Source organism: Agrobacterium larrymoorei, assembly GCF_013322225.1.
Taxonomy (GTDB): domain Bacteria; phylum Pseudomonadota; class Alphaproteobacteria; order Rhizobiales; family Rhizobiaceae; genus Agrobacterium; species Agrobacterium larrymoorei_A.
The window spans coordinates 82,882-101,305 of record NZ_JAAMFB010000017.1 but is presented as its reverse complement, the minus strand read 5'-3'; the positions used below and the strand labels follow the sequence as shown (position 1 = coordinate 101,305).

Sequence of the window (18,424 nt, the reverse complement as noted above, 5' to 3'; positions counted from 1 at the left end):
CTTAACCGTGCTTATGGTTTTTCGAATTTTTGCGCGGGGTTTTTAAGAAAGTGCTTGCGTTCGCTCTCGGTGGGCGCAAATCTTGAGCCAAGTTCTGCCAGACGGGTTTCCGGGCATGGTGGGGCACAAAATCAACAATAAAGCCTGCCGGAAAACGGCGGGCGCGAGAATTGAAAACGTTGCCGAAGCAGATCGCTGCGAGGGCATCGATGGGGAAAAAGATGCAGGGCCTTTTTTTCGAGACTGACAGTGGCGTCCGTTACGTGCTGCGTGCTTTGGTTGTCATTCTTGGCTTCTGGACAGCGTGGCGCGCAGGCAAATCGGTGGCGGACGGATGGGGTGAATACCCGCGCGTCGTCATCTATGCGTTGCTTCTGGGCTTTGTGATGCGCTTCATGCATTACGCATTGTTCGCTGGTCCGTTTCTCAACGGTTTTTACTATGTGGTTGATGTTGTTCTGCTGCTTGCTTTCGCAACGGCCGGTTTCCGCATCCGCCGCACCAGCCAGATGGTGGAGAACTACTACTGGCTGTACGATAAGACGTCATCATTTTCCTTCAAGAAGAAAGATTGACGAAGGTGTTTTTCTGACTTCAGAATACGCACCAGAGTGGAACAGCCTGATCAGTTAAGGTGGGTGCTGAGCAGGCAGGGATAATTAGCCCAACCAAGGAACTGGGAGTAATATAATGAAGAAGTCGCTTCTTTCCGCAGTCGCGCTGACCGCGATGGTCGCGTTCAGCGGTTCGGCCTATGCCGACATCCTGATCGGTGTTGGCGGTCCACTGACCGGCCCGAACGCCGCTTTCGGTGCGCAGCTCCAGAAGGGTGCTGAACAGGCTGCTGCGGACATCAATGCCGCAGGTGGCATCAATGGCGAGCAGATCAAGATCGTGCTCGGCGATGACGTGTCCGATCCCAAGCAGGGCATTTCCGTTGCCAACAAGTTCGTTGCCGATGGCGTGAAGTTCGTTGTCGGGCACTTCAACTCGGGCGTCTCCATCCCCGCGTCTGAAGTGTATGCGGAAAACGGCATTCTCGAAATTACGCCTGCTGCAACCAACCCGGTCTTCACCGAACGCGGTCTGTGGAATACGTTCCGCACCTGCGGTCGCGACGACCAGCAGGGCGGCATCGCTGGCAAATATCTTGCAGACAATTTCAAGGATGCCAAGATTGCCATCATTCACGACAAGACACCTTACGGTCAGGGTCTTGCCGATGAAACCAAGAAGGCTGCCAACGCTGCTGGCGTAAAGGAAGCCATCTATGAAGGCGTGAACGTTGGCGACAAGGACTTCTCTGCGCTGATCGCCAAGATGAAGGAAGCTGGCGTTTCCGTTATCTACTGGGGCGGCCTCCACACCGAAGCCGGTCTGATCATCCGTCAGGCGAAGGATCAGGGTCTTCAGGCAAAACTTGTTTCGGGTGACGGTATCGTCTCCAACGAACTTGCTTCCATTGCTGGTGACGCCGTTGAAGGCACACTGAACACATTCGGTCCTGATCCAACCCTGCGTCCTGAGAACAAGGAACTGGTCGAGAAGTTCAAGGCTGCTGGCTTCAACCCTGAAGCTTACACGCTTTACTCCTATGCTGCCGTTCAGACCATTGCTGAAGGCGCAAAGGCTGCGGGCTCGATCGAGGCTGAAAAGGTCGCGGAAGCTCTCAAGAAGGGCACTTACAAGACCGTTCTTGGCGACATTTCCTTCGATGAGAAGGGCGACCCGAAGCTTCCAGGCTACGTCATGTATGAGTGGAAGAAGGGCCCGGACGGCAAGTACAGCTACTTCCAGCAGGGCATGTAAACCTCGCAGGATTTATTTAGGAAGCCCGGCAGCGATGCCGGGCTTTTTCTTATGATATTTCAGCAAAGCTCCAGTTCACGCAGAATAAGCTGGACGCGTTCCTCGACACTGATTTTGGGAAGCAGGACGATGGCGTATCCGAGTTCGTCGTAGTCCCGAACGAGGCGCTCGTACTCTTCGGTAGCGTCGTCAAGGCCGTGCCGTCGTTCGGCGTCGGTAATGTAAATCTCGGGCCATGGGGGTGTGAGGAAAACCCTTTTCTGATAACGAAAGCTCTTCCGCATCATTTCGTAGTAGCTGTCCTCGCCAAGCTGACGCAGCGCCGAAGCCGCATCGATCAGCCCACGATCGAAGAAGATTGTGCCGGAACGCGAACCGGCCGCCTCATAATCGCTTTTGGCAAGAGCAAAAGCCTCGAGTAGAAACGTCCGTAAATCGATCCAGGGAAGTGCATGGCCGTTCGCTGCCATTTGCTGTTGGACGACGCGTCTTCCCGGTTCCTCAACGGCGCTAAATCCGCGTGCCGACAGTTCGGCAAGAAGGGTCGATTTTCCGCCGCCGGAGCAGCCGGAAATAATGACGAAATTGTCCATTGTTCTGTTCTTTCAGGTGGTTAAACTTTATTTTCTGGAAAGTGGCAGCCGGGAGAAGATGCGGGAAGATTAAATTTACGAAAGGTGGGATTGCGCAAGGAACCGCAAAGGTTGAGCGACGTTTTCTGCGGCCCCCTCAAGGAGTTCATCATGAAAAACCTCGTTCTTTCTTCCATTCTTGCTGTTTCGTCTTTCTTCGTGGTTGCCGCTCCGTCCTACGCGGATACGGTTACCGTCACGACGACACAGCGTACCGTGGACCGTCCAATGCGTGGCGAATACCGGCCACGTCACCATCATCGCGTTGCACGTGACTGTTTCGTTAAGAAGGTTCGCACGCATCACCACGGTCGTGTTGTCGTCAAGGAAACACGCGTCTGCCGCTAAGCCTTGCCGAATTTTTCCTCTATCCCGACGCCTTGTCGGGATGGAGGAAGAGCAGCCGAACCCATTACTGTTCATGCAGGACATGAGCGGCTTTGACTGCCGCAGAGGCGCGATTTTCAACGCCGAGCTTCACGTAAATCTGCTCAAGGTGCTTGTTCACCGTGCGGGCTGAAAGCCCCAGGATTTCTCCGATATCGCGGTTGGATTTGCCCTTGGCGATCCAAATCAGGACTTCCGATTCTCGCGTCGTCAACGCAAACCGCTCCCGCAGCAACGCTTCCCCGGATTTCTCATTCACGGTCGTCAGGCGAAACAGATATTCGTCGCCGCCGACGGCACCTAGAAACATGAACTGCAAGGAAGGCCGTTCTGCTTGAGTGACGATGAGGGGCGTTTCGCGGGACTGTTCCGTCTCCATCCACGAACCAATCGTGCGCGAAACAATTTCCAGACCATCATTGCTTCCGGTTGCAGCGTTTATGAGGCGAGTCGCCTGCGGTGTCGACCACTGGATCGAACCATCCTTACGCACGGCCAGAAGGTGTCGACCTGCCGCGTCGAGCGCGACGCGCGCACTTTGGGCCGAGCGGGCATTCGACAGATGCACGCGAAGCCTCGCGCGCAATTCGTCTATATTGATGGGCTTGCTGAGATAATCGACACCGCCGCATTCCAGCGCGCGTACCACATGTTCGGTTTCGGTCAGGCCCGTCATGAAAATGACCGGCACCTGCGCAACAGCGGCATTTGCCTTCAGGCGGGTACAGGTCTCAAAGCCGTCCAGCCCCGGCATGACGGCATCCAGAAGAACGAGATCCGGTGTCACGCGCTCGATGATGTTGAGCGCCGCTTGCCCCGACGTCGCGATCAGCACGGAAAATCCGGATTGCTCCAGCGCTTCGGTGAGAAAGCCGAGGGCTTCGGGACTGTCGTCCACGAGCAGGATCATATCTCTGGGCTGTCCCGGGCTAGTCATCCGTTCCGGTCCTTGTTTCTTCGAAACTCTGCAAATAATTGGCGTAGCCGGTGAGATCGAAGGCACGCACGTAGCGGCGGGCCTCTTCGGTAAATGCAAGATGCTTCGGCTCTTGCGCCAACGCATCGAGCTTTGCCTCGATACCCCTGACGTAACCTATTTCTCCCAGCGCCTTCAAATCCTGTATGTGCGCAGGCGCAGGGGGTGCAACCGTCGCTTTCGCTGATGGCTGCGGGAGTATATCGATATGTAGCAGGTCCGATTCATAAATCCATTGCAGCCCCAGGTGAACGGCAAGCCGGTCGCAAAGCTTGCGGATGTCCACGGGTTTGGCGAGCGCATCGTTATGGCCATCTGTGCCTGAGCCGATAATGGCCGTATCGCCGATATTGGCAGAGAGCATGATGATCGGCGCGGTCTGGCCCGCATCCCGCAGCTTGTCGACCAGCTGCCAGCCGCTCATTCCCGGCATGGAAATGTCGATCAGAAACGCGTCCGGCTTCATCGCTTCGATCAATGCCAGACAGTCCGGCCCGCTCTGGGCGGTCAGCACCACGAAATCAAGCGGGGACAGCAAGTCCAGCATCAGGTCGCGGTGATCTTCATTGTCATCCACCACAACGATGGTGCGGCGTGGTCCGGAATAGGAAGCGATCTTCCTTTCCGGAGCTGGTGCGGTGTTTGGCCGGTCGACGGCAGACAGCATCAGGCGCACGCGGAAGGTGGAGCCCTTATCCTTTTCGCTGGAGACGGAAATCTCGCCGCCCAGCGTGTTGGTGAGCAATTGGGTAATGGTGAGCCCAAGGCCCAGCCCCGGCATGGGGTTGATCGTTTCTGCCTCACCCCGTTGGAATGGCTCGTAGATGCGTCCCAGGTCTTTTTCGGCAATGCCGCGTCCGGTATCGCTAACAGTAAAGGTGGCGACCTGGCTGCGGTAAGTCACGTTCAGGGTAACGCTGCCTTTATCTGTAAACTTTATCGCGTTGGATAGCAGGTTGACGAGAATCTGGCGCAGCCGCTTTTCATCGCTGCGTACGTATTGCGGCAGGGATTTTGTTCGTTCATGATTGAAGGCCAGGCCCTTCGCCTGCGCCTGCGGGCGGAAGAGGTCGATGATCTGGTCGAGAAAATCCTGGATGTTGATTTCGTTCGAATAGACCTGAAGACGACCTGCCTCGATCTTGGAGATATCCAGCAGTCCATCGATCAAGCCGGAGAGATGATCTGCCGAGCGCCGGATGACCTTGATTGCCGACTGGCGTGGCGCCGGGATCGTCTCATCCCGTTCCAGAATTTGCGCGTAGCCCAGAACGGCGTTCAGCGGTGTTCGCAATTCGTGGCTGAGGCCCACGACATATCGGCTTTTAGCACGGTTGGCGGCCTCTGCCGTTTCCTTTGCGTCTTGCAGTGCCGCGTCGGTTTTCTTGTGGGCAGCGATTTCCTTCAGCAGCAATGCATTCTGGCGAAAGGATTCCTCCTCCGCCACCACGCGACTGTCATGGGCAAGAACCAGAAACCAGCAGACGATGCCAGCGATGACGGCAAAGACGAAGAAGACGGCCAGAATGGTGCGTTCCACCACATCCGCGGTTTCGGGGGAGGCGGTGCCGACCTGATAGGCAATCAGCGTCAGCGTTCCACCCAGAGCAGCAACTGCAACCGTCGTTGACATGGCGTATCGGCCAAGCCGTGTCGCCAGCCTCGCAACCAGCCGGGAGGGAAGAATGGTTCCCGCAACGCTGGAGACCTGATAGTTCAGCTTCGCCTTCGGCTTGCACATGTCATGGCAGCGACTGTCCAGAGAACAGCAAAGCGAGCAAATTGGTCCTGCATAGGCGGGGCACCACGCCATGTCTTCCGGCTCGAACGGGTGTTCGCAGATCGAGCAGGTGATGCTGGAAAGTTCTTTCCATTTCTGGCGCGGTTTGCGTGCCAGATAGAATTTTCCCTTCGTCGTCCATGCGATCGCCGGTGAGGAGATGAAGGCGACGATGAGGGTAATGTAGGGGGCAAGCGATGCGGCCAGCGTTCCGAACAGGCCGAAATGGGCGCTGAGCGCAATCGTGGCGGAAAGCGTCATCGCGCCGACACCGACCGGGTTGATATCGTAAAGGTGTGCCCGCTTGAACTCGATGCCGGGTGGCGCGAGACCGAGCGGCTTGTTGATGAAGAGATCGGCTGAGATGGTGCAGAGCCATGCCATGGCGATGATGGAAAAAATACCGAGTGTTTCTTCCAGCAGCCGGTAGATGCCGAGTTCCATCAACAGCAAGGCGATCGCCACGTTGAAAACCAGCCATACGACGCGGCCAGGATGGCTATGGGTCAGGCGGGAGAAGAAGTTGGACCATGCCAACGATCCGGCATAGGCGTTCATCACGTTGATTTTCAACTGAGATACCACCACGAAGGCCACCATGAGGAGCAAGGCGGCATTCTCGTTCGGGATCATGTAGCCAAAAGCGGTGAGGTACATCTGAGACGGGTCTGCTGCGCGATCCACCGGTACGCCGGAGGAAAGGGTCAGTACTACGAGGAACGATCCGGCCAGCAGTTTCGGCACACCGACGACGACCCAGCCCGCGCCGGCCAGAAATATCGCGACCTTATGGCGAAACTTGCTTTGACCTTCGGCAGGCAGGAACCGCAGGAAGTCGACCTGCTCACCGATCTGCGACATTAGCGCCAGGATGACGGCGGATGCCGCGCCGAATTTGATCAGATCGAAAGGCGCGTTTTCTCCGGCCGGAGCGGAAGCGTGATGCACGCCTGAGAAGGCAAGCCAGAGATCGAATTTCTGCCAGTCGAGCAGGGCGATGAAGGCGAAGGGCAGTATGTTGAGCACGATCCAGAACGGTTGAGTCAGTATCTGGAACTTGCTGATGAGCCGCACGCCGTGGGTGACGAGCGGAATTACCATAACGGAAGAAATAATGTAGCCGACCCACAAGGGAATGCCGAGCGCCAGTTCAAGCGCACCGGACATGATCGAGGCCTCGATGGCGAACAGCATGAAGGTGAAGGCGGCATAGATCAGCGAGGTGATGGTGGAGCCGATATAGCCGAAGCTTGCGCCGCGCGTCAGAAGATCGATATCGACGCCGTGGCGGATGGCGTAGCGGCTGATGGGCAGGCCGACGAGCAGCATGGCAACTGCGGCGGCGATGATGGCGAAGAAGGCATTGGTCGTGCCATAGGACAACGTAATCGCGCCGCCGATGGCCTCAAGTGCGAGAAAGGAAATGGCGCCGATGGCGGTATGAGAAATGCGGTTGGATGAGAACTGGCGCGCGCTTTTGGCGGTGAAACGCAGCGCGTAATCTTCCAGCGTCTGGTTCGCGACCCAGCGGTTATATTCGCGTCTGACGGGGATGATGCGTTGCCGTGCGGCCATGCCGGGTTTCCCTCGTCGCAAACAGAAAAATGGCGTCGCCCGGATCGAGCGACGCCATCTTCAACTTAATCAGGCAGCAGCCGACTGTGCCGTCGGGACTTCCGAGATCGTCTTCAGAACGACGGAAGCGATCTGGTATGGGCAGCCCTGGGAGTTCGGACGACGGTCTTCGAGGTAACCACGATAACCGTTGTTGACGAAGGAATGCGGAACGCGGATCGAAGCGCCACGGTCAGCGATGCCGTAGGAGAACTTGTTCCAAGGCGCGGTTTCGTGCTTGCCGGTCAGACGCTTGTCGTTGTCTGGGCCGTAAACTGCGATGTGCGCGTCGAGGTTCTTTTCGAACTGCGCCATGAGGGCTTCGAAATATTCCTTGCCGCCAACTTCGCGCATGTACTTGGTCGAGAAGTTGCAATGCATGCCGGAGCCGTTCCAGTCGGTATCGCCGAGCGGCTTGCAGTGGAATTCGATGTCGATGCCGTACTGCTCCGTCAGGCGCTGCAGCAGGTAGCGAGCGATCCAGATCTGGTCGGCGGCGCGCTTGGAGCCCTTGCCGAAAATCTGGAATTCCCACTGGCCCTTGGCCACTTCGGCATTGATGCCTTCGTGGTTGATGCCGGCTGCAAGGCACTGGTCCAGATGCTCTTCGACGATTTCGCGGGCGACCGGGCCGACATTGCTGGCGCCAACGCCGCAATAGTAAGGGCCCTGTGGAGCCGGGTAGCCCTGCTCAGGGAAGCCGAGCGGACGGCCGTTCTCGTAGAAGAAATATTCCTGCTCGAAGCCGAACCATGCGTCTTCGTCGTCGAGGATCGTTGCGCGGCTGTTGGACGCGTGTGGCGTAACGCCATCCGGCATCATGACTTCGCACATGACCAGCGCGCCGTTGGTCCGGGCAGGGTCTGGATAAAGTGCGACAGGCTTCAGCACGCAATCCGAGCTGTGGCCTTCAGCCTGCATGGTGGAGGAGCCGTCAAAGCCCCAAAGCGGAAGCTGCTCGAGTGTCGGGAATTCATCGAATTCCTTGACCTGCGTCTTGCCACGCAGGTTTGCTACTGGCTTGTAACCGTCGAGCCAGATGTACTCGAGTTTGAACTTAGTCATTACGAACCTCTCATAGGTTAAGATGCGAAGCCTTGATTGTTAACCACCGAGACCGGCGAAAACATTCTCGCTTTCAAGGGCTGCCTGAAGAGATGCATAAGCCGTGCCAGTTCGGAGATGCTTTGATGGTCCGACTGATTTTTTAATTTAGAAGCGATTGAGATGCGCGATTGAAATGCGAATCGCCCAGTTTCAGAAAAATGGCGAAAATCCCAAAATTTAAGATTTATGAAGGCCTTATAGCGCCGGAGCCGCTCGTTTTCTCAGAAAAGATGGTGCTGGACGACGATTTTGAGTGTTTTTTGGCCTGAAAGCGCGAAAAATGGGTCATTAGCTGCATAAAGACTATTCGTTTATCTATGCGTCAACTTAATTGCCTAAATTTTGATCTTTATGATATTTTTTTAAGCGTATGGGATGAATTTCCGCTCCTGATCCGTTATAGTAGTAATCAAGCGTGGTGCTGAGGTGTTTTGACTGGAAGAGAAGAGGCCGTCATGAGAACCGAACCGCATATGGAAAGTGCCAAGATTTATCAATTCCCAGTCGGCGGACGGGCGGGAGCAAGCAGCTTTCGCAAGGACGGAAATGTCCAGTCCATCAAACCTGCCGCCCAAAGGGTAGATTTCGAAAGCTGGTATCACCAGGAAGCGATTGAGGACGACAAGCCCCATAACTGAGGCGTCCACTATATGTTTTAAAGGCTGGGTGTCAGACGTTTTCTGATGTTCTGATTTCGCCACCCCACCTACGTCAAACGACGTATACGGTTTCGCGTCCGCGAGTCCGATAGTCCCCTCCAGCAGCGGTTTCAAAATGCCGCTGATGCCCGTTCGAGGCTTAAACAAGGAGAGGGGTTCTTCCGATGACATTCAGAAAGACGCTCACTGGCGCACTGCTCGGCGCTATTTTGTCCACCACCGCATTCCACGGTGCTTTTGCTGCCGAGGACACGATCAAGGTCGGCGTGCTGCATTCGCTTTCCGGCACCATGGCGATTTCCGAAACGACGCTGAAAGACGCCATGTTGATGCTCATCGAAGAGCAGAACAAGAAGGGCGGCGTGCTGGGCAAGAAGCTTGAGCCTGTGGTGGTGGACCCTGCTTCCGACTGGCCGCTCTTTGCCGAAAAGGCCCGTCAGCTGATCTCTCAGGATAAAGTCGCTGCCGTGTTCGGCTGCTGGACCTCTTCTTCGCGCAAATCGGTTCTGCCGGTCTTCGAAGAGCTGAACTCCATCCTCTTCTACCCCGTCCAGTATGAGGGCGAAGAATCCTCCCGCAACATCTTCTACACCGGTGCCGCACCGAACCAGCAGGCCATTCCCGCTGTTGATTACCTTGCCAACACCGAAGGCGTCGAGCGCTGGGTTCTGGCTGGCACGGACTATGTCTATCCGCAGACCACCAACAAGATCCTGAAGGCCTACCTGATGTCCAAGGGCGTCAAGGAAGAGGACATCATGATCAACTACACGCCATTCGGTCATTCCGACTGGCAGACGATCGTGTCCGATATCAAGAAGTTCGGTTCGGCTGGCAAGAAGACAGCTGTCGTTTCCACCATCAATGGCGATGCCAACGTTCCCTTCTACAAGGAACTGGCAAACCAGGGTGTGAAGGCTGAGGATATTCCGGTCGTTGCCTTCTCCGTCGGCGAAGAAGAACTGGCTGGTCTCGACACGGCACCGCTGGTCGGTCACCTTGCCGCCTGGAACTACTTCCAGTCCGTCGATAGCCCGGCCAATGCCGAATTCATCAAGGAATGGCACGCCTTCACCAAGAACGACAAGCGCGTGACCAACGACCCGATGGAAGCCGCCTATATCGGCTTCAACGCATGGGTCAAGGCCGTTGAAGCCGCTGGCACGACGGACACGGATGCGGTGCTCGATAGCATCATTGGTGTCTCCGTTCCGAACCTCACCGGCGGTTATTCCACCGTCATGCCGAACCACCACATCACCAAGCCGGTGCTGATCGGTGAAATTCAGGCTGACGGTCAGTTCGAAGTCGTACAGGAAACCCCTCAGGTCGTTGGCGATGAGTGGTCCGATTACCTTCCCGACTCCAAGGATTTGATCTCAGATTGGCGCAAGCCGATGTCTTGCGGCAACTTCAACGTCGCCACCGGCAAGTGCGGCGGCAAGGGTAGCTGATAGGCGCGAGGAGCGAGGGACCGCAGAGCCGTATTGGTTTTGCGGTCCCGCCCTCTCCGCCGTCATCCTCGGGCTTGACCCGAGGATCCAAAGCCTCCCCTCCGTTCTCTTCGCCAGTTAGAGTTTTTGGCTGGCGTCGTGGATCCTCGGGTCAAGCCCGAGGATGACGGCGGAGAGGGCGGGGGGCTTCGGCGGCAAAAACGCCGTCACTATCGAATTCCGCCTGCTGGCACTGATCGAGCGGGCTTCCAAGGGGGACTTGGGATTATGTTTTTTCGTATGTTGGCCGTCATCGGCTTGCTGTTCAGTCTCACGGCCTCGGCCTTCGCTCAACAGAGTGATCCGAAACCGTTGATCGACGCACTGGGCAAAGCCGATTTCAAGGAGGCTGAAACGCTGGTCGGGCAGATCGCCGCGACCGGCGATGCGCGCGTTGTACCTGCGCTGGAAGCCTTTGCCGATGGCGATCTTTACGTGCGCAAATCCGACAGCGTCGTTTTTCTGACGAAGCCCGCAGGGTCCAATTTCACTCTCGTCGACCCACTGACGGGTGAGAGTGCAGGTGAAGCGCCGAAGGCTGCCGTCACGAAAATTCGCGTCAATAATAATCTTCGCCGCGTCATCCGCGCCGCGCTTGGCGGACTGACGTTGCTGAGCCCACAGCGCGGTGTGCGCCTGTCCGCTGCAGATGCAGTGCTGAAAGCGCCAAGTGCCGAAAACCTCGAACTGCTGGATGCGGCACTCGCAAAAGAAACGGATTCCGAAGTCAAGGCGAGAATGGAGGAGGCAAGGGCGGTTTCTCTTCTGGCATCTGATCGTTCTGTCAACGAGAAGCGAGCCGCCATCGAGACCATTACGAATATTGGCGGTCGCGATGCTATTGGCATTCTCATGAGCGCATCGTCTTCTGTCGATGCCAGCCTGAAACCCGATCTCGATGCGGCGATTGCGAGCATCGAGGGATCGCTTGCGTTGTGGGATACTGCACAAAATATCTGGTACGGCCTGTCGCTTGGTTCCGTGCTGCTGCTGGCGGCCATTGGCCTTGCCATCACCTTCGGCGTCATGGGCATCATCAATATGGCGCATGGCGAGATGGTGATGATCGGCGCTTACTCCACCTTCATCGTGCAGGACGTCATTCGCAGCCATGCCCCCGGCCTGTTCGACTGGTCGCTTGCTATCGCGCTGCCTGTCGCGTTTCTCGTCACCGGCGTGATCGGCCTTATCATGGAGCGCGGGGTCATCCGCTTTCTCTATGGCCGCCCGCTGGAAACGCTGCTGGCGACATGGGGTATTTCGCTGATGTTGCAGCAGGGCGTGCGCTCCATCTTCGGGCCGACGAACCGTGAGGTTGGCAGCCCCAGCTGGATGTCTGGTTCCTTCAGCGTCGGCTATCTAAACTTCACCTGGAACCGCGTCTGGATCGTCTGCTTCTCGCTCTCCGTCTTCTTCGCCCTGCTGCTCCTCCTCAAGCGTTCCGCATTCGGCTTGCAGATGCGCGCCGTCACGCAGAACCGGCGCATGGCATCCTCCATGGGCATCAGAACGCCGTGGGTAGACGCCTTCACCTTCGCGCTTGGCTCCGGTGTTGCCGGATTGGCTGGCGTGGCGCTCAGCCAGATCGACAATGTGTCCCCCAATCTCGGGCAGAGCTACATCATCGATAGCTTCATGGTCGTGGTTTTCGGCGGTGTCGGAAATCTCTGGGGAACACTGGTCGGTGCGCTGTCGCTTGGCGTGCTCAACAAATTCCTAGAGCCGACCGTCGGCGCGGTGCTGGGTAAAATCCTCGTCCTCGTTCTCATCATCCTGTTCATTCAGAAGCGGCCGCGCGGTCTCTTCGCACTCAAGGGAAGGGCGATCGAGGCATGATCACCGGTTTTCTCCTCCGCGCGCTCGACCGCCGCATCTCGATTGCCGTCGGCATTATCCTCGCCGTCGCGCTCATCATTCCCGCACTGAACCTGCTGCTGCCACCCACGAACCCGCTTCATGTGCCGACCTATATGATGTCGATGCTTGGCAAGTATCTGGCCTATGCGCTGCTGGCGCTTGCGCTCGATCTGGTCTGGGGTTACTGCGGCATTCTTTCGCTCGGCCACGGCGCGTTCTTTGCGCTCGGCGGCTATGCCATGGGCATGTATCTGATGCGCCAGATCGGCTCACGCGGCACCTATGGCGATCCTGTGCTGCCGGATTTCATGGTGTTCCTCAACTGGAAGGAACTGCCTTGGTTCTGGCATGGCTTCGATATGTTCTGGTTTGCGATGCTGATGGTGCTGGTCGTGCCGGGCCTGCTTGCCTTCGTCTTCGGCTGGTTCGCCTTCCGCTCCCGCGTTAATGGCGTCTACCTGTCGATCATTACGCAGGCCATGACCTATGCGCTGCTGCTCGCCTTCTTCCGCAACGACATGGGTTTCGGCGGCAATAATGGCCTGACGGATTTCAAGGATATTCTTGGCTTCTCCGTTCAGGCTCCCGGCACGCGCGCAGTTCTCTTTGCCATGACGGCGCTGATGCTCGCGCTTTCGCTGCTGATTGCATCCGGCATCGTCAACTCCAAGTTCGGCAAGGTGCTGGTAGGTGTTAGAGATGCGGAAAGCCGAGTGCGCTTCCTTGGTTTCCGGGTGGAAAACATCAAACTCTTCACCTTCGTCGTTTCGGCTATGATGGCAGGTATTGCCGGTGCCTTGTTCGTGCCGCAGGTCGGCATCATCAACCCCGGCGAATTTGCGCCTGCCAACTCCATTGAAGTCGTCGTCTGGACGGCGGTGGGTGGTCGTGGAACGCTGATCGGCCCGATCATCGGCGCGGTTTTGGTCAATGGCGGCAAAAGTTACTTTACTGGCGCATTTCCGGAATTCTGGCTGTTTGCACTGGGTGGCCTCTTCATTGCCGTTACCCTGTTTTTCCCTAAGGGGATCGTCGGCACCGTCCAGCATTTCATCGTGAACCGTCGCGGCAAGGTATCGAAGCCCAAGGAGACGACAGCGAAACCCGGCAATGACGATGCAGTCGCAAGCCAGGCAGCGGAGTGAGGCAGATGAATACGATTTCCGAAAACAGGACGAAAAGCCTGCTCTATCTCGATGGCGTCTCCGTTTCCTTCGATGGTTTCAAGGCACTGAATTCGCTGTCATTCGTGGTCGAGCCCGGCGAACTGCGCGCCATCATCGGACCCAATGGTGCGGGCAAAACGACGATGATGGACATCATCACCGGCAAGACGCGGCCTGATAGCGGCACGGTGCTGTTCGAAGACCACATCGACCTTACCAAGAAGGACGAGGCGGATATCGCCCAGCTGGGTATCGGCCGTAAATTCCAGAAGCCAACCGTTTTTGAAAGCCATACCGTCTGGGACAATCTGGAGCTGGCGCTGAACCGCAAGCGCGGTGTTTTCGCCACCCTGTTCTATCGCCTGACGGCAGAGGATAAGGCGCGCATCGAAGAAATCCTCTCCATCGTCCGCCTCGGCCATCGCCGCGACGACCTCGCCGCCAACCTTTCCCACGGGCAGAAACAATGGCTGGAAATCGGCATGCTCTTGGCACAGGAGCCGAAGCTTCTGCTTGTGGACGAACCGGTGGCGGGGATGACCGATGCCGAAACGGCAGAAACCGCCGTGCTGCTGAAGGAAATCGCCAAGACCCGCTCCGTGGTGGTGGTGGAACACGACATGGGCTTCATCCGCGAGCTTGGCGTCAAAGTGACGTGCCTTGCGGAAGGTTCCGTGCTGGCGGAAGGGTCGATCGATTTCGTGTCGAGCGATCCAAAGGTCATTGAGAATTATCTGGGGCGGTGATGGGGCTAGGGTTCACTAGAAGCGTTAGGCGATTGCCGCTGTGGATCCTCGGGTCAAGCCCGAGGATGACGTCTGAGATTGGAAAGACCCATTTGGCAACCCCTCTATCGTCATCTTCGGTTTTCGATTCTAACCTCGATATGACGCTAACGAATGTGGCAGACCATCAGACACACACACTGCCGTCATCCTCGGGCTTGACCCGAGGATCCACGCCGCAAGCCAATCTCTCAACCGAATTCCTCATAAAGATCACGCCATTCCGGATTAAAATCCTCAATCAGCTTGATCTTCCAATCGCGGTACCACCGCTTCAACGATTTCTCTCGCTGGATAGCCGTGCCGATACTCATATGCTCTTCATACCAGACCAGACGCGTGCAGCCATATCGGCTCGTAAATCCTTCGGTCAGACCTTCGCGATGCTCGTAAATGCGTTGCTCAAGGTTGGACGTCACGCCGATGTAAAGCGTTCCGCGTTTCTGGCTGGCTACGATGTAGACGTATCCGCTCATAAAAATTGGTCCCGCATATGGATCCTCGGGTCAAGCCCGAGGATGACGGCAGAGAGTGGGATGACTGCCTTGCCTTTTTCTCCAACGTCATCCTCGGGCTTGACCCGAGGATCCACGCCACAACCTCGTACCACACGTCTTGCCACAAGGTAACACCATGCTAAGCGTCGAAAACATCAATCTCCATTACGGCGCGGCTCAGGCACTGCGTGGCGTCTCGCTCAATGCCGAAAGGGGTAAGATCACGTGTGTTCTGGGGCGAAACGGGGTGGGCAAAAGCTCTCTTCTGCGCGCTGTTACCGGCCAGCATCCCATCAGTGGCGGGGCGATCAGCTTCGGAGGCGAAAGCCTGAGCGGGTTGGCGCCTTACCAGCGGGCGAAACGTGGGGTGGGTTATGTGCCGCAGGGGCGGGAAATCTTTCCGCTGCTGACGGTGCAGGAAAATCTTGAGAGTGGCTATGCGCCGCTGCCGCGCAAGGAGCGCTTCATTCCGGAAGATATTTTCAGTCTGTTTCCGGTGTTGCAAACCATGCTGACAAGGCGCGGCGGGGATCTTTCCGGCGGACAACAGCAGCAGCTCGCTATTGGTCGGGCACTGGTGACACGACCGAAAATCCTCGTGCTGGATGAGCCAACCGAAGGCATTCAGCCGTCGATCATCAAGGATATCGGGCGCGCGATCAAATATCTGCGCGATTCCACTGGCATGGCGATCCTGCTTGTCGAGCAATATCTGGATTTCTGCCGCGAGCTTGCCGATTATGTCTACATCATGGACCGTGGTGAAGTTGTGCATGAGGGTGCGGCAGAGACGCTCGACACGCCGGATGCGCGGCGTCATTTGACAGTATAAACGACGTCTTTTCGTTCACGTCCTGATAAAATTGAGATAATAAAGTGAATAGTCATGCGCCCTAGCATGGCTTTCATGCGTAATTTTAGCATTTCATTGAGCATGAGGACGTGTTATTGGCAGCGAAAATGCTGCTTGCGAGACACACCCACGAGGTCATCTGCACGCCGCATCCGTCGATCCCTTACATTCCACGTATTTTCCGGCATTATTGTCGGAGAACTGTGCCAATAAAGGCGTGCCGATGAATCTGACTGTTGCTGGCCGGACGTTCCGGTTCCTTCGCTCCGCAAAGACTGTGTTTGCGAGCTTTGCCATTCTCACGAGCATGAGCGCCGCTGCATCGGCATCGATGTGCGGTCAGACAATGCAATCAGGCCGGCATGAGTTTTCGCTCATGTCCCAAGGCTCTGAACGCGAAGGTATCTATTTCGTTCCATCTTCCTATGATGGAAAAAAGCCGCTTCCGGTGGTTTTTGATTTTCATGGCAGCAACAGCAACCCCAACGGTCAACTGGATCGCAGTGGCTGGGACAAGGTCGCGGAGCGCGCAGGTGTGATCGTCGTCGCCCTTCAGGGCAGCCTTGATGGTGAGCTTCCCGGCACTCATGCCTGGAACGTGCCGGGCGTTACCACTCGCCCAGGCGGTCTCGATGAACTCGGCTTCATTCGCGATGCCCTCAGCATGGTAAAGTCGAAGTTTTGCGTGAATGAAGAGCAATTCTATGGCTCCGGTTATTCCGGTGGCGGGCGTATGCTGTCGCAATTTCTGTGCAGTGGCAGCAACGACTTTACGGCTGCCGGTTTTGTTGCATCCCTTCGCGCGGGATATCCGGTTGAGGCAGGGGGCAAGTGGGGACCGGACGCCAAGACCTGCACTCCGGCAAAGCCCTTGTCGATCATCGCTTTTGCCGGTTTGAAAGACCCTGCCAACCCCTATCAGGGTGGCGGCAAGCCCTATTGGCAGTATAGCGGTGAAACGGCGTTGAAACGCTGGGCCGAAATCGATGGCTGCAAGGGTGCGGCGAAGAGCAAGTCCGTTGGCGATTTTACCTTCAACAGCTACGATGTCTGCAAGAGTGGTTCGCGCATCCATTCCTACGTCATCGATGCCTGGGACCATGCATGGCCACGCGCATCGATGAAGGGTGAGGTCATTGCCGCTTCCAATTCGGTTCCGCGCAAGCCGGGCAGCGATGCGACAATCGCAGCCCAGCCAGCGTTGGAGCGTAAAATCTCCTCGACCGATACCCGTCAACAGGTTGATGCGGCTGAAAGAATGTGGGACTTCTTCCAGAATACGGAAGGGCAGTTGGTTGTCGATGCGACGGCAAAGACCGATTGCTCCGTGAAAGCGGTTTCCGCTTCCGCAAATGCTTCGGAGACGATGTGCAGCAAGAGTATCAAACTGTCCAACACCCCCGCCCGCAGCGCGCCCGTGGCCGAGGGCGCATTGTAACGAAAGCGCTGAATGGGCGCAGCCGTCTGGATGAGCTGTTTCAGGAAGGTTGCGCCAAGATCAGGCTTCCCGAAACATTTTCCAATGAAATGGAAGCCATTCTCATCAACTCTTCAGGCGGTTTGACCGGGGGAGACGAGGTGGAATGGCAGGCTGTTGCCGCCGCAGGCACCAGCCTCGTCGTGACCACGCAGGCCTGCGAAAAGGTCTATAAGGCCGCCGCAGGCACGGCAGCCGTCACAGTCAAAATCTCCGCTGCCGAAAATTCGAAACTGCATTGGCTGCCGCAGGAAACCATTCTGTTCGACCGCGCCTCTCTGACGCGCAGGCTGGAAGCAGATCTCCACGCCTCATCCGAATTTCTCGCCGTCGAGGCCGTTTTGCTTGGCCGTCAGGCGATGGGTGAAGCTATGGAGGAGGGGCTTTTTCGAGATCGCTGGCGTATTCGCCATGGCGGAAAACTGGTTCATGCCGAAGACCTTTTGCTGGATGGCCGTATTTCCGATCTCACGCAAAAAGCAGCGGTTCTCTCCGGTCGTGTTGCTTTCGCGACCCTCCTTTATATAGGCCCGCTGGCGGAGGCTTTGCTGCCTAAAATTCGGGCTATTGCCGGAGAAAACGGCGGGGCCAGTGAGTGGCAGGGAAAGCTTGTCATCCGGCTCTCCGCAGAGGACGGATTCTCCCTTAGAAAAATGCTTTTTCCCATCATTTCGCTCTTGCGCAATGGCGCGCCAGTGCCGAAAGTCTGGAACCTGTGATGCTGAAAGTAGGACGAACATGAACCTCACACCCCGGGAAAAAGACAAGCTGCTGATCTCCATGGCTGCTATGGTGGCGCGCCGCCGCCTGGAGCGTGGCGTGAAGCTCAACTATCCCGAAGCCATTGCACTGGTTACGGATTTCGTCGTGGAGGGTGCACGTGACGGCCGAGCGGTGGCTGAGCTCATGGAAGCGGGCGCGCATGTCATTTCTCGCGATCAGGTGATGGAAGGCGTGGCCGAAATGATCCATGATATTCAGGTTGAGGCAACCTTTCCGGACGGCACGAAGCTCGTGACCGTTCACGAACCCATCCGCTGAAGGAGGAGGCTGACATGGCGCTGGAACTTCGTCCCAATTGCGAATGCTGCAACCGCAATCTGCCACCGGAAAGCCTTGATGCGATGGTGTGTTCTTTCGAATGCACATTCTGCGCTGAGTGCGCTGCTGGTACTCTTGGCGGTGCCTGCCCGAACTGCATGGGCGAACTGGTGCGGCGGCCCGGTCGCCCGGCTGCGGCGTTGATCAATAACCCTGCCTCCACGAGACGCGTGTTGAAGGCGGAAGGATGCGCGCCGGTAAAAGCGGCCTGAGACGATAAAAAGGGGAATG

19 protein-coding genes are annotated in these 18,424 nt (G+C 56.9%); 14 read left to right on the top strand and 5 right to left on the bottom strand.

Annotation, left to right across the window (positions count from 1 at the left end):
- Positions 1-82 precede the first annotated feature (82 nt).
- The 3 genes from G6L28_RS10955 (at position 83) to G6L28_RS10945 (ending at position 1,809) form a co-directional block, all read left to right on the top strand.
- On the top strand, positions 83-247 hold the full coding sequence (locus tag G6L28_RS10955) for a hypothetical protein (protein WP_174063810.1): 165 nt from the start codon (positions 83-85) through the stop codon (positions 245-247).
- Complete coding sequence (locus G6L28_RS10950; RefSeq protein WP_174063809.1) at positions 222-575, top strand: DUF6867 family protein; 354 nt, start codon at positions 222-224, stop codon at positions 573-575. The genes G6L28_RS10955 and G6L28_RS10950 overlap by 26 nt, the downstream gene beginning before the upstream one ends.
- 115 nt (positions 576-690) lie before the next feature.
- Positions 691-1,809: a branched-chain amino acid ABC transporter substrate-binding protein gene (locus G6L28_RS10945; RefSeq protein WP_174063808.1), complete on the top strand. Its 1,119-nt coding sequence runs from the start codon at positions 691-693 to the stop codon at positions 1,807-1,809.
- A 59-nt stretch (positions 1,810-1,868) separates the two neighbouring features.
- Here G6L28_RS10945 and G6L28_RS10940 read toward each other — a convergent pair whose 3' ends face one another.
- Positions 1,869-2,402: an AAA family ATPase gene (locus G6L28_RS10940; RefSeq protein WP_174063807.1), complete on the bottom strand. Its 534-nt coding sequence runs from the start codon at positions 2,400-2,402 to the stop codon at positions 1,869-1,871.
- Between the two features lie 150 nt (positions 2,403-2,552).
- Here G6L28_RS10940 and G6L28_RS10935 point away from each other — a divergent pair, with 150 nt between their 5' ends.
- Complete coding sequence (locus G6L28_RS10935) at positions 2,553-2,789, top strand: hypothetical protein (protein WP_174063806.1); 237 nt, start codon at positions 2,553-2,555, stop codon at positions 2,787-2,789.
- A 64-nt stretch (positions 2,790-2,853) separates the two neighbouring features.
- Here the strand turns inward: G6L28_RS10935 and G6L28_RS10930 are convergent, their stop codons facing one another.
- The 3 genes from G6L28_RS10930 to G6L28_RS10920 form a co-directional block, all read right to left on the bottom strand.
- Positions 2,854-3,765 (bottom strand): response regulator transcription factor, encoded by a 912-nt coding sequence (locus tag G6L28_RS10930; RefSeq protein WP_174063805.1) that lies wholly within the window; start codon positions 3,763-3,765, stop codon positions 2,854-2,856.
- Positions 3,758-7,159: a hybrid sensor histidine kinase/response regulator gene (locus tag G6L28_RS10925; RefSeq protein WP_174063804.1), complete on the bottom strand. Its 3,402-nt coding sequence runs from the start codon at positions 7,157-7,159 to the stop codon at positions 3,758-3,760. Before G6L28_RS10925 ends, G6L28_RS10930 begins: the two co-directional genes overlap by 8 nt.
- A gap of 69 nt (positions 7,160-7,228) precedes the next feature.
- Complete coding sequence (locus G6L28_RS10920) at positions 7,229-8,263, bottom strand: glutamine synthetase beta-grasp domain-containing protein (RefSeq protein WP_174063803.1); 1,035 nt, start codon at positions 8,261-8,263, stop codon at positions 7,229-7,231.
- 497 nt (positions 8,264-8,760) lie between these two features.
- Here G6L28_RS10920 and G6L28_RS10915 point away from each other — a divergent pair, with 497 nt between their 5' ends.
- From G6L28_RS10915 to urtD, 5 genes are all read left to right on the top strand, one after another.
- A complete protein-coding gene (locus G6L28_RS10915) occupies positions 8,761-8,943 on the top strand; it encodes a DUF2735 domain-containing protein (protein ID WP_174063802.1) in 183 nt (60 codons plus the stop codon).
- 185 nt (positions 8,944-9,128) lie between these two features.
- Positions 9,129-10,418 carry an urea ABC transporter substrate-binding protein gene (urtA, locus tag G6L28_RS10910; protein ID WP_174063801.1) on the top strand — a complete coding sequence of 430 codons (1,290 nt, stop codon included), beginning with the start codon at positions 9,129-9,131 and terminating at the stop codon, positions 10,416-10,418.
- A gap of 279 nt (positions 10,419-10,697) precedes the next feature.
- A complete protein-coding gene (gene urtB, locus G6L28_RS10905) occupies positions 10,698-12,293 on the top strand; it encodes an urea ABC transporter permease subunit UrtB (protein ID WP_234902540.1) in 1,596 nt (531 codons plus the stop codon).
- Positions 12,290-13,459 (top strand): urea ABC transporter permease subunit UrtC, encoded by a 1,170-nt coding sequence (gene urtC, locus G6L28_RS10900; RefSeq protein WP_174063799.1) that lies wholly within the window; start codon positions 12,290-12,292, stop codon positions 13,457-13,459. The genes urtB and urtC overlap by 4 nt, the downstream gene beginning before the upstream one ends.
- A 5-nt stretch (positions 13,460-13,464) precedes the next feature.
- Positions 13,465-14,226: an urea ABC transporter ATP-binding protein UrtD gene (gene urtD, locus G6L28_RS10895; RefSeq protein WP_174063798.1), complete on the top strand. Its 762-nt coding sequence runs from the start codon at positions 13,465-13,467 to the stop codon at positions 14,224-14,226.
- A 230-nt stretch (positions 14,227-14,456) separates the two neighbouring features.
- On the opposite strand, the gene G6L28_RS10890 is transcribed toward urtD, so the two are convergent.
- Entirely contained in the window at positions 14,457-14,741 is a 285-nt protein-coding gene (locus tag G6L28_RS10890) for a GIY-YIG nuclease family protein (RefSeq protein ID WP_174063797.1), read from the bottom strand.
- Positions 14,742-14,898: 157 nt separating this feature from the next.
- Between G6L28_RS10890 and urtE the strand changes: the two genes are divergently transcribed.
- The 5 genes from urtE to G6L28_RS10865 all read left to right on the top strand — a co-directional run bounded on the left by urtE (position 14,899) and on the right by G6L28_RS10865 (position 18,405).
- Positions 14,899-15,594 carry an urea ABC transporter ATP-binding subunit UrtE gene (gene urtE / locus G6L28_RS10885; RefSeq protein WP_174063796.1) on the top strand — a complete coding sequence of 232 codons (696 nt, stop codon included), beginning with the start codon at positions 14,899-14,901 and terminating at the stop codon, positions 15,592-15,594.
- Between the two features lie 244 nt (positions 15,595-15,838).
- On the top strand, positions 15,839-17,053 hold the full coding sequence (locus tag G6L28_RS10880) for an alpha/beta hydrolase family esterase (protein ID WP_174063795.1): 1,215 nt from the start codon (positions 15,839-15,841) through the stop codon (positions 17,051-17,053).
- 35 nt (positions 17,054-17,088) lie between these two features.
- Positions 17,089-17,811 (top strand): urease accessory protein UreD, encoded by a 723-nt coding sequence (locus G6L28_RS10875; RefSeq protein ID WP_234902539.1) that lies wholly within the window; start codon positions 17,089-17,091, stop codon positions 17,809-17,811.
- A 19-nt stretch (positions 17,812-17,830) separates the two neighbouring features.
- On the top strand, positions 17,831-18,133 hold the full coding sequence (locus G6L28_RS10870; protein WP_174063793.1) for an urease subunit gamma: 303 nt from the start codon (positions 17,831-17,833) through the stop codon (positions 18,131-18,133).
- A 14-nt stretch (positions 18,134-18,147) separates the two neighbouring features.
- The gene (locus G6L28_RS10865; protein WP_174063792.1) at positions 18,148-18,405 is read left to right on the top strand and encodes a DUF1272 domain-containing protein; all 258 of its coding nucleotides are present in this window, start codon (positions 18,148-18,150) and stop codon (positions 18,403-18,405) included.
- The last annotated feature ends 19 nt before the right edge of the window (positions 18,406-18,424 follow it).